This window comes from Sphingobacterium sp. GW821-FHT03E03, assembly GCF_059420745.1.
Genome location: NZ_JBWKUH010000001.1, coordinates 575,233 through 587,414, shown reverse-complemented (window position 1 = coordinate 587,414; position 12,182 = coordinate 575,233). Strand labels below are relative to the sequence as shown.

General features: G+C 43.2%; 7 protein-coding genes. All 7 read left to right on the top strand.

Annotation, left to right across the window (positions count from 1 at the left end; all coding sequences use genetic code 11):
- Positions 1 to 5 precede the first annotated feature (5 nt).
- The 7 genes from AC07UV_RS02390 to AC07UV_RS02360 all read left to right on the top strand — a co-directional run bounded on the left by AC07UV_RS02390 (position 6) and on the right by AC07UV_RS02360 (position 12,120).
- Positions 6 to 1,574, top strand: coding sequence for a RagB/SusD family nutrient uptake outer membrane protein (locus AC07UV_RS02390; protein ID WP_495182598.1), 1,569 nt, complete (start codon positions 6 to 8; stop codon positions 1,572 to 1,574).
- An 18-nt stretch (positions 1,575 to 1,592) separates the two neighbouring features.
- A complete protein-coding gene (locus AC07UV_RS02385) occupies positions 1,593 to 3,047 on the top strand; it encodes an alpha-L-fucosidase (RefSeq protein WP_495182597.1) in 1,455 nt (484 codons plus the stop codon).
- A gap of 37 nt (positions 3,048 to 3,084) precedes the next feature.
- Positions 3,085 to 5,559, top strand: coding sequence for a glycoside hydrolase family 2 TIM barrel-domain containing protein (locus tag AC07UV_RS02380; protein WP_495182732.1), 2,475 nt, complete (start codon positions 3,085 to 3,087; stop codon positions 5,557 to 5,559).
- A 4-nt stretch (positions 5,560 to 5,563) separates the two neighbouring features.
- Entirely contained in the window at positions 5,564 to 8,134 is a 2,571-nt protein-coding gene (locus tag AC07UV_RS02375) for a glycoside hydrolase family 95 protein (protein WP_495182596.1), read from the top strand.
- Positions 8,135 to 8,153: 19 nt separating this feature from the next.
- Positions 8,154 to 9,341: an alginate lyase family protein gene (locus AC07UV_RS02370; RefSeq protein WP_495182595.1), complete on the top strand. Its 1,188-nt coding sequence runs from the start codon at positions 8,154 to 8,156 to the stop codon at positions 9,339 to 9,341.
- Between the two features lie 85 nt (positions 9,342 to 9,426).
- The gene (locus tag AC07UV_RS02365) at positions 9,427 to 11,493 is read left to right on the top strand and encodes a glycoside hydrolase family 88 protein (RefSeq protein ID WP_495182594.1); all 2,067 of its coding nucleotides are present in this window, start codon (positions 9,427 to 9,429) and stop codon (positions 11,491 to 11,493) included.
- An 81-nt stretch (positions 11,494 to 11,574) separates the two neighbouring features.
- On the top strand, positions 11,575 to 12,120 hold the full coding sequence (locus AC07UV_RS02360) for a hypothetical protein (RefSeq protein ID WP_495182593.1): 546 nt from the start codon (positions 11,575 to 11,577) through the stop codon (positions 12,118 to 12,120).
- Positions 12,121 to 12,182: the final 62 nt, after the last annotated feature.

Below are 12,182 nucleotides of genomic sequence, written 5' to 3'. Positions count from 1 at the left end.
AGATCATGAAAATTATACTAAAAAAAACATATCTATATTTTTGTTTGGCGGCTACCACAGCGCTGGGCAGTTGTGCTAAAGATTTCTTAGATAAAAACCCAACGGATAAAATACCTGAATCAACTTTTTGGAAAACTCAGGCGGATGCAGACCTTGCGCTATCGGGCGTATATGAATTCTTATGTCGGGGGTATAACTCTACATCTTCTTCCAATGCCCGAGGGGGCTGGGGTGGGGCCAGCATGTTCTGGGACGGCTTGTCCGATGATGCATTCATATCAAGCACATCCAATAATTTTAATACAATTTCTAGAGGTGGATTGACCTCAACGACAGGCGGTATGCAAGCGGAAGGCTATGAAATCTCTTATCAGGCAATCGCGGCTTGTAATAAATTGATTGCCAATATAGATCGTATCACCAGCATGAGCCAGCAGGATCGGGATCGCTATAAAGCCGAAACCCGTTTCATTCGTGCGCATTATTATTTTTTACTGACTAATCTTTATGGTGATGTGCCACTGACACTTGAGCCACTGGGTTTGGATGATGCCAGCGCTAGACTGGGAAGGACTGAAAAAAGCAAAGTTTTAGAGGCTGTTTTAGCAGATCTTGATTATGCCATTGAAAAGTTGCCAAACACCGCGTATAAAGGACATGCTGTCAGAGGTGCCGCACTCGGTTATAAAGCAAAAGTATTATTGACAAATAAAAAATGGGCTGAAGCTGCTGAAGTAGCAAAGATGGTGATGGATGAAAACAAATTTTCAATTTATCAAGGTGGCTATCGGGATTTATTTAGAAAACCTGGTCAAAATAGTAATCCTGAAATTATGTTTTCAGCGCGTTTTTTACCACCTAATATGTATAGCCCCGCAGATATGATGTACTCCTATTTAATGACGGTACAACCGCTGGGGTATCTGGTTGATTCTTATTATTGTATTGATGGCAAAGATATTAGTACTTCTGCCAAATATGACGCGAAAAATCCTTATGAAAATCGTGATCCCCGATTGAAGGCAACTATTATCTATCAGGGGGTATGGCGTGGAACGACAGTTTCCTCTGCCTTCGATCCTGTCGCGGCGGATGTTAAGGGGGGCTTCTTGCCCAGGAAATATATCAATGAAGCCAAATGGCCAACCAGCTACGCTACACAAAGTGATCAAGATTGGGTATTTCTTCGTTACGCGGATATTCTGCTGATGTATGCAGAAGCAAAAAACGAAAGTGCTGGACCTGAGCAAACAGCTGTCGATGCATTGAATCAGGTACGATCCCGTGCAGATGTGAAAATGCCTTTGCTGCAATTTAGTTCCGGATTGACAAAAGAAGAATTTCGCACTATTATCCGTCACGAGCGACGTGTTGAATTGGCGCTGGAAGGACAGCGTTACTTTGATCTAAAGCGGTGGGGACTTATAAAACAAGTCATGGACAAAACCAAAGATCCCGATGGTGCAATGCGCCTATTTGCTGAGCGGGATACCTTATGGCCTGTACCACAGTCCGAAGTAGATATTGCTAAAAGTTTGGGAAATGATAAATTTACGCAGACAAAAGGTTTCTAAAATATAACCATTATAGGCATGAAAACTAAACTCAAGATGTACAAAATACTATTCCTGATACTCTTGGTCTCAGGAATATCCAGTGGCGCTTCAATAGCGCAGGAAAATAAACTACCTGATAGTCTACGGATGAAATGGTGGGAGGAAGCCAGATTTGGGATGTTTATCCATTGGGGCGTATATGCACAATTTGGCGGTGTCTATCGTGGTCATGAACAGGCTCGGGGTGGAGCGGAATGGATTATGAACCGTTCAAAAATCCCTGTTGACGAATATCAGGCAATGGCAGGCCAATTTAATCCTGTACAATATAATCCCGACGAATGGGTGCGGATGGCGAAAGATGCTGGCATGAAATACCTCATTATTACGGCCAAACATCACGACGGTTTCGCATTGTTCGAAACCAAAACCAGCAAATGGAATATGGTTGATGCGACTCCTTATGTTAAAGATCTGTTAAAGCCTTTGGCTGCAGCGTGTAAAAAGTACGGCGTCAAATTAGGTTTCTATTATTCGCAAGCACAAGATTGGAATAACCCTGGAGGTTCAGCTGCTCGAAAGGTAATGCGGGAAGGCTGGCCCAATCCTGACTCAGCCAAAATAGATGCCTATACCTTAGCACATAAAGGCCATTGGGACCCAAAGCAAGAAACTGCGAGTTTTGACGACTATATCAAAAATGTATCTGTACCACAGGTGAAGGAACTTTTGAGTAATTATGGTGATATTTCCGTCTTGTGGTGGGATACACCAACAAATATGACCGATGAAGCGGCAAGCATGTTACAGGAACAACTGCGCCTGCAACCCAATATTATTACCAATGATCGCTTGAAAAGACCAAATTTTCCGGGTGATACAAAGACGCCAGAACAGAAAATCCCAGATTGGAGCGAGTTGGAAGGAAAGCATTGGGAAACCTGTATGACCATGAATGGAACCTGGGGGTTTCGTACGTCTGATCAGAAATGGAAGTCGGCAGAAACATTGATCCGTAATTTGGTTGATATCGCATCAAAAGGCGGGAATTATTTGCTCAATGTCGGCCCGAAACCAGATGGAAGCTTTCCGCAGGAAAGCATAGATAGGTTGGCGACGATAGGCAAGTGGATGAAAATAAACAGTGAAGCAATTTACGCAACCAAAAGCAGTCCGCTGCAACCCTTTGAGTGGGGAAGATGCACAATGAAGGAACAGGGCGACAAGACCCTGCTTTACCTGACCATATTTGATTGGCCTCAAGATGGAACGATCGTTCTTCCAATAAAAAATAAAGTTTTAAAAGCCAGTTTTTTAGCGAATGGTAAAACGCTTAAAGTGAAATCGCAGTCTGATGCGATCAAAATTGGAGTTCCCAAACAGGCAATTGATCCTGTCGCAACTGTGATCAAAATTGAGTTGGCTGGAAAACTAGAAAGAGAGAAGACAGCCACAGCAAAGAAAATGAAAACCGGAGCCTTGGATGAATAATCTGAATCCAAAGATTAAGAAAAGAGAACCATATTTAATGATAAAGGAAAATAAGTTTTATAAAATACTTGCATTGTTATTGGGATTTGGAGCTTTACAGCTCCAGGCTCAGGAATCAAAGCGAGTCGACCGGGAATGGGACTTTCTGAAGAGCGATCTTGGGGGCATTTGGGAAGCTGTACGGCCGGTCGGGGCGGGCAACCCAGAATCCGTTCCACTATGGCAAACAGTTAGTTTGCCGCATTGTTACAATGCCTTAGATGCTGTTGATCCAGCTGTCAATTATTATCAGGGCCCAGGTTGGTATAGAAAGACATTAACCATTGAAAATCCGTATCCAAATGGTCGTACATTGCTTCATTTTGAAGGTGCAGGACAAAAGTCTACGGTTTATATCCATACGCAAAAGGTTGGGGAACATGTCGGTGGCTATGACGAATGGACAGTGGATATTACTGAGGCTGTCGAACAGTTTAAAAAAACGGAAGCCTATAAAACACAGTTTAAAGGGAAGATACCGGTTTCAATTCGGGTAGACAACTCGCGTGACCTCGAAATGATTCCCTCAGATCTATCCGATTTTAACCTATATGGAGGTATCTATCGCCATCTGAATTTAAAATATGTACCACAGACAGCCTTAGAAAAAGTCTTTGTTAGCCCTACATTGGATGCAGATGGAAAACAGGGGGTATTGCAAATCCGTGGTCGTCTATTAACACAATCCAACAGCTCAAATTTTGATGTCGAAACACAGCTTTATGACCCTTCCGGTAAATTGCTACTGAGTCAAACACCGGTTGTTCGTTCGGTGGAAGGATCACTTGACTTTGGAAAATTAACGGTTAAAAAACCTGAATTGTGGAGCCCAGATCATCCCGCTTTGTATCGTTTGGTAACCATCGTCAAAAGCAATGGACAGACATTTAAAGAAGAGAGCCTTTTTGGTTTCCGGCATGTAGAATTTAAAGATAATGGCCCCTTTTTATTAAACGGAAAAAGACTTTTGCTTCGGGGCACGCATCGTCATGAAGATCATGCTGCTGTAGGAGCGGCAATGACAGATGCACAGATTTTACAGGAAATGACGATGATGAAAGAGATGGGCGTCAATTTCATTCGGTTGGGGCATTATCAACAAAGCCGCAGGGTGCTCGAAGCCTGTGATAGTCTTGGTATTTTGGTTTGGGAAGAAATCCCTTGGTGTCGCGGTGGCTTGGGCGGTGAAATCTATCAGCAACAAGGGAAGCGGATGTTGACAAATATGATTGAGCAGCACTATAATCACCCTTCGATCATTATTTGGGGGCTCGGTAATGAAAATGATTGGCCCGGCGATTTCCCCGAATTCGACAAAGAGAAAATCAGAACATTTATGCGTGAATTGCACGTCCTTTCCCACCAATTGGATCCCAGTCGCAAAACCGCCATACGACGTTGTGACTTTTGTAAAGATATTGTTGATGTGTATTCACCCTCTATCTGGGCTGGTTGGTATCGTGGAGTGTATACAGACTATAAAACGGCCTCGGCAGAGGAAATGAAAAAGGTCAAACATTTTCTTCATGTGGAATGGGGCGGAGATAGCCATGCTCGCCGCCATGCAGAGGATCCGGATCGGGCACTAGCCAAAATAGAAGGTGATGGTGCCACCGATGAACGGGCTGGCGATGCATCCCTCGTGGGGGGTGCTGCAAGAGTTTCCAAGGATGGGGACTGGAGTGAAAGCTATATCTGTAATTTGATCGATTGGCACCTCAAGGAGCAGGAAACCATGCCTTGGCTTACGGGTACCGCATATTGGCCCTTCAAAGATTTTTCGACACCTGTTCGGCCAGATAATCCGGTTCCCTATGTCAACCAGAAAGGTGTTGTCGAACGCGATTTTACGAAGAAGGAGTCCTATTATGTATTTCAATCGTATTGGACTTCAAAACCCATGTTGCATATCTACGGACACTCTTGGCCTGTTCGTTGGGGAGAGCCGGATGAAGCAAAGATGATCAAAGTATATTCCAATGCAAAGGCGGTCGAACTATTTGTTAATGGCGAAAGTCAGGGGATAAAGAAAAGAAATAGCCACGATTTCCCCGCTGCCGGATTGCGTTGGATGGTGAAGTTACGTGAGGGAAAAAATCAGATCAAAGCTGTTACCAAAAATGGTAAGGAGCTTATGATAGATCAAATTGAACAAGTGTATCAGACACAGCGTTGGGGCAAACCTGCGAAATTACAGGTTGAAGAAATTGCACAGGAAGATGATATCATAACGGTGCAGGCCAAGGTATTGGATAAAGATGGTATTCTTTGTCTGGATGCCAAAAACTGGATCTATTTTGATGCTACAGGAGATGGTGAGCTGATCATTGATCAGGGAACATCCATAGGGGCGAGAAAAGTACAAGCATACAATGGAAGAGCCTTGATACGGCTTCGCTTATCTACAGGAAAAGCAGTTGTGTCCGGACGGATGGACGAATCAAAAAGTACTTTGTTGACAATTGAAAAATAGGGAGATGATAAAATTAAGCACTAATTTGAGCTTTTTTCTTTTGCTCGGGATAATGGTCACTGTTACGTGTGGTCATGCACAACATAAACAAAAGAAGCGCCAACTATGGTACGATAAACCTGCTGCATATTGGGAGGAGGCACTACCATTGGGTAACGGTACGACAGGAGCCATGGTTTTTGGCGGGGTGAACAGGGATCGTTTTCAGATTAATGATAATACCCTGTGGTCGGGCGAACCTGAGGCTGGAAACAACCCCAATGGTCCGCAAATTTTACCATCAGTACGTGAAGCTATTTTAGCTGGGAAATATGAAGAGGCTGCTGTGCTCTGGAAGAAAATGCAAGGCCCTTATTCAGCACGTTATTTACCCATGGGTGACCTATGGCTGGATTTTCATCAAGAGGAGAAAGAGGTGAAAGCTTACCGGCGGGATTTGGATTTGGAAGGGGCGGTGAGTACCGTAAGTTATACGTATAAAGGTGTTCAATATCAAAGAGAAAGCTTTGTCAGCTACCCCGACAAAGCTTTGGTCATTCGCTTAAAAGCAAATAAAGCTAAATCGATCACTTTGGATCTGTCCATGACCAGCAAACTGAAAAGTACCGTTTCGGCACTCGGCAATGATGTACTAAGCCTTTTGGGTAAAGCTCCCAGTTTTGTGGCCAATCGGGATTACGAACCTAAACAGGTGGTTTACGATAGCATTGAGGGAAAGGGGATGACTTTCGAAATGCGTGTTAAAGTACAGGCAAAAGGAGGGAAGGTACAGCAAGAAAAGGATAAGCTTCGTATCAATGGTGCTGATGAGGTGCTATTGTTACTGACAGAAGCGACCAGCTTTAATGGTTTTGACAAATCGCCGAGCCAAGCTGGAAAAGATGTAAAAGCGACAGTTAGCAGTTTAATGAAACAGGTCGCGGTAAAAAACTTTACAACACTGCTTGCTGATCATCAGAAGGATTATAGATCGCTGTTTAACAGGGTAGATTTTGAACTGGCTGGAATTTCAACACATGGAAATTTGCCGACCGACCAGCGGATTATGCAATTTTCAAAAGGTCCTACAGATCTGGATTTACTGACTTTGTATTATCATTTTGGACGTTACCTGCTGATCGCAAGCTCGAGACAAGGTGGAAGACCTGCCAATTTACAGGGGATTTGGAATGATCATGTACAGCCGCCTTGGGGAAGTAATTACACCACGAATATCAATACCGAAATGAATTATTGGCTGGCAGAAAATACCAACTTGTCCGAATGCCATCAGCCCCTATTTGATTTTATGGAGGAACTGGCGATCAATGGAGCCCAAACTGCAGCTGTCAATTACAATATAAAGGAAGGCTGGGTAGTTCACCATAATTCGGATCTGTGGGCCAAGACCTCTCCTCCGGGAGGGTATGACTGGGATCCTAAAGGTATGCCACGATGGTCTGCATGGCCAATGGCCGCTGCTTGGTTCAGCACACATCTGTGGGAGCATTATCGTTTTACAGGAGATAAATATTTTCTCCAAAATAAAGCCTATCCACTGATGAAGGGGGCTGCTCAGTTTATGTTACATTGGCTGATCGCTGATCCTGAAAATAAATATTTGATAACAAACCCTTCTACATCACCTGAAAATACAATTAAAATAGCAGGAAAGGAATATCAATTGACCATGGCATCCACGATGGATATGGCCATTATCCGCGAGCTATTTACTGCGGTTATTCGCTCTTGCGATGTACTGCAGATCGACCCTGAGTTTAAATCGACATTAGAACAGGCGAGTGCAAAATTATATCCTTATCAGGTTGGACAGTATGGTCAACTGCAAGAATGGTTTAAAGATTGGGATGATCCCAAAGATCAGCATAGACATATTTCGCATCTTTTTGGACTCTATCCTGGTAACCAGATTAGCGTTACAGAAAATAGTGAATTGGCCGCTGCGGCAAAAAAATCACTGCTTTTGCGTGGTGATGTGAGTACAGGTTGGTCGATGGCATGGAAAACAAATTGGTGGGCAAGATTACAGGATGGAAACCACGCTTATAAAATTCTTAAGGATGCGCTGAACTTTATTGATCCCAAACTGGATCGCGCTCAGATGAGCGGTGGTGGTGCTTATCCGAACTTATTTGATGCACATCCCCCTTTTCAGATCGACGGCAATTTTGGCGCAACAGCTGGAATGACTGAAATGCTTTTGCAAAGTCACGATGGTGCTATTCATCTATTGCCAGCACTGCCCGATGAGTGGTCGACAGGGCATATTAAGGGAATTAAAGCCAGGGGAAACTTTACGGTAGACATCGATTGGAAGGATAATAAATTGCAACAGACACGCATCGTTTCCAATATAGGTGGAATATGCAAGTTGCGGACCTCTATGCCAGTGAAAGTAATTGGAACGAATGGGAATAAAGTCAATGGGGCTGAAAATGAATTGCTATACAAGCCAAGTTCATTGAAATACCATGTCCTTGACCGCGAAAAATTATCGCCTTTATCAACCAAAGAAACTTTTGAAATTGAATTTCAAACAGTCGAGGGCAAGGAGTACCGCATTATCCCGATATAGCTCATAAAAATCTAAGGAAATGAATTTAAAATCAATCTTCAGACTAGCCTGCACATTTATTGGGATTGTGCTGCTCCCCCTGTTCGCTGGGGCGAATGAACCCAATGGATCTTTCAAGAGTAAAATCATGACGGTTTTGCGTCCTATTATAAAAAAGCAATCAAAATGGGCCATGAAGCAAAAGCCCTTGACCGTGACGGCTTACCCTGCAGTTCGAAGTAGCGGTGGTATCCATGACTTTTACTCGGAAGGCGACTATTGGTGGCCAGATCCAATGGATGCGGGCGCCCCCTATGTCCAACGGGATGGTATGAGCAATCCAGCCAACTTTGTTGACCATCGAAAAGCCATGATCCGTTTTAGTCGAATTATCGGCGCCCTAGCTTCGGCCTACCGTTTGAATCCGGATAAAAAATATGTGCAGCAGGCGTTGGTTCATTTGCAAGCTTGGTTTGTCGACTCGGAGACGATGATGAATCCAAACCTGCTGTATGCCCAAGCAGTACAAGGACGATTTACAGGTCGCGGTATCGGCATTATTGATACTATTCATTTAATGGAAGTGGCGCAGGGCGTAAAAGTGCTCGAAAATGATCCAAACTTTCCACAGTCAACCAAAGATGCCATACATCGTTGGTTTGCAACATATCTGCGCTGGTTGACTGAGCACCAATATGGTAAAGACGAAATGAATGCAGCAAACAATCATGGCACCTGTTGGGTTATGCAGGTCGCATCCTTTGCCAGTTTAGTGCAGGATACAGCTTTGCTCAAGATGTGTGCTGAACGCTACCAGCAAATTTTATTACCCAGCCAGATGGAAAAAGATGGTAGCTTTCCCCGGGAGCTCCAACGGACCAAGCCTTTTGGATATTCCCTCTTTAATCTAGATGCCATGACCATGATTTGCCATATCCTGTCTACAACAAATGAACCGTTGTGGCAATATACGTTACCCGATGGACGTACAATCAAAAAAGGGGTGGATTTTATGATACCTTATATTAGTGATAAGAACAAATGGCCTTATCAAAAAGACGTGATGTACTGGGAGCAATGGCCTATTGCTCAACCTGCTCTTATCTTTGCTGCAACCGCTTACCAAGACGGCAGCTATTTGAAACTTTGGGTTGAGCTCGATCATAATCCCAAAGAGGAAGAGGTCATTCGTAACTTGCCCATCCGTAATCCTTTAATATGGTTGTAATGCTGGGATACCAATTTTATCCAGCCATAAATCTTACCAATTAACCTTTTATTTAAACAAACCTAAATGTAATATGATTTTCAATATGAATATACTGCTGTCAAAACATGTCGATGTTTCGAATCGTTTTATCCGAAAAAGACGATTTATTGTTTCGATACTGAGTTTGACAACTATCCTTTGTGGCATTCAGGAAACAAAAGCGCAGAGCGCAAACCAATTGAAAAAAGCTTGGGATCTTGCGGATCGACAGTCGCAATTGCTCTATAAAGAACTACAGGTGCTAAAAAAAGCTGATTCTACATTAGCATCTCCACGTACACTCTCCGAAAATAACGAGTTGGTGGCCGTTAAACGTGGCGATTGGACAAGTGGTTTTTATCCTGGGGTTTTATGGTATTTATACGAGAAATCCGGAAAACATAAATGGAAAGAACTGGCGGGTGAATTGACCGGAGCTATCGAAGACGAACAGTATAACGGGAAAACCCATGATATGGGCTTTAAGATTTTCTGTAGTGTTGGTAACGGTTATCGTCTTACGGCCAATGCACATTATCGCGATGTCATTATCCAATCCGCTAAAACTTTGGCAACACGCTTTAATCCTAAGGTTGGATGCATCCGTTCTTGGGATCATAATAGCCATCGTTGGGATTTTCCGGTCATTATTGATAACATGCTCAATCTGGAATTGCTTTTTGAAGCAACAAAATTGACCGGGGACTCTAGCTATTATCATATCGCTGTAAGTCATGCAAACACAACGATGAAGAATCATTTTAGATCGGACTATAGCACTTACCATGTAATTGACTATAATCCTGCGACAGGTGAAGTACAGCACAAAAATACACATCAAGGATTTAGTGATGAGTCTACCTGGGCTCGGGGAGAAGCATGGGCACTCTATGGTTATACCATGTGCTATCGTGAGACCGGTGATCCAAAATACCTGCAGCAAGCTGAAAAGGTCGCGCATTGGCTTTTTGACCATCCACGTATGCCCAAGGATTTAATCCCTTATTGGGATTTCGATGCACCTCATATTCCGAATGAACCGAGGGATGTTTCAGCTGCCACCGTGATCGCGTCGGGACTATTTGAGCTGAGTACATTTAGCAATCAGGGGAAAGACTATTTGAGCAAAGCGCGGACAATAATGTCTAATCTGATTGACCACTATATGTCCCCTCCAAATAAAAATAAAGGGTTTATATTACTGCATAGTACCGGGTCAAAACCCTCCAATACCGAAGTAGATAAGCCATTAAGTTACGCAGATTACTATTTTTTAGAAGCCTTGCTTCGGGAGGAAAACTTGCGTTCGGGACGGGCACAGTCAAGCCTGGTTCGAAAAGACCCCGAAGGTAAACTCATCTATTTTCCGGATGATAAGGGAAATATGGTCCCTGATTTCAGTCGGGTTGGTTATCACCAAGGAAATCGACCGCTCCCAGCTGTAGCCAGCACTATTTCATTGCATCCTACAGCAGATGGAACTGATCAGCAGATGATACAACGTGCCATCGATGAAATCTCAAACAAACCCCTTGATAAAAACGGATATAGAGGGGCGATAACGCTGAAAAAAGGAATTTACAATATACCTGGAAGTCTACTGATCAAATCGAGTGGTATTGTGTTGAGAGGAGAGGGGGCTGCCGAAGGTGAAACGTTATTGCGTGCCACGGGAAAGCAACAACGTAGCTTATTGAAAATTTCTGGTGACGGAAACTATGTCGAAGATCAGGCTAAAGCGCAAGTGCTTGAAGCAATATATATACCTGTCGGAAGTAAGTATGTCGTTGTCGATGATAGTCGTGATTTTCAGAAAGGGGCATCAGTACTCCTTTCTTATGAACTCAATGCGGCGTGGATTAAAGCGGTCAAAATGGATCAAATTATAGCAAGGGAAGGAACAAAACAATGGACAACTAAGGAATATAAACTAAAATTTGAACGTGTTATTTCTTCCATTAGTGGAGACACGCTGTTTTTAGATAATCCAGTTGTCATGGCCATAGATCCGAGGTTTGGTAAAGTCTCTGTCATACCTTTTAAGTTTGCGGGACGTATTCAGGAAGTGGGGGTTGAAAATCTACGTTTTGAATCCGAATTTGTCAACGAAACAGACGAAAACCATGCTTGAATAGCTATTGAGCTTGATAAAATTGAGAATGCATGGGTACGCAACATTACCGCACGCTATTTCGGTTATGCGGCAGTAAGCTTGGGAGCCTTCGCAAAACAAACATCCGTTATCAATTCGAAATGTCTGGATCCTAAATCTCAAATTATAGGGGGACGTAGGTATTCATTCAATAACAATGGTCAACTCAATTTATTTAGACAATTATATACCACAGAAGGACGACATGACTATGTCACGGGAGCAAGAACTTTGGGACCAAATGTTTTTAGTTTGTCCACTGCAACGAATACCCATGCAGATATTGGACCACATCATCGTTGGGCTGTAGGCACCTTGTACGATCAGATTACAACTGATGGCGAGATTAATGTTCAGGATCGCGGTAACTGGGGGAGTGGACACGGTTGGGCCGGAGTGACACAGGTATTGTGGAATTGTAAAGTCAAGAGTGCAGCCGTACAACAACCTTGGGCTTCCGGGCAAAATTTTGCAATAGGGGTGAATGGCGAAAACAATCATGGTCGGTTTAAAGACAGGACTGCCGGTCTTTGGGAAAATCAAAATAAAAAATTGCTCTTAGAGTCACTTTATGAGCAACAATTGAACGATAGATTAAATAAATAACTATTGGTGTTTATAGAATGGAATGATTATTTTTATCGTATCCAATTTCAATTATATTCCTC

Excerpts from the sequence above, each read along its gene's own strand:
- AC07UV_RS02390 (WP_495182598.1), top strand. The coding sequence starts at position 6 with ATGAAAATTATACTAAAAAAAACATATCTATATTTTTGTTTGGCGGCT.
- AC07UV_RS02385 (WP_495182597.1), top strand. The coding sequence starts at position 1,593 with ATGAAAACTAAACTCAAGATGTACAAAATACTATTCCTGATACTCTTG.
- AC07UV_RS02380 (WP_495182732.1), top strand. The coding sequence starts at position 3,085 with ATGATAAAGGAAAATAAGTTTTATAAAATACTTGCATTGTTATTGGGA.
- AC07UV_RS02375 (WP_495182596.1), top strand. The coding sequence starts at position 5,564 with ATGATAAAATTAAGCACTAATTTGAGCTTTTTTCTTTTGCTCGGGATA.
- AC07UV_RS02370 (WP_495182595.1), top strand. The coding sequence starts at position 8,154 with ATGAATTTAAAATCAATCTTCAGACTAGCCTGCACATTTATTGGGATT.
- AC07UV_RS02365 (WP_495182594.1), top strand. The coding sequence starts at position 9,427 with ATGAATATACTGCTGTCAAAACATGTCGATGTTTCGAATCGTTTTATC.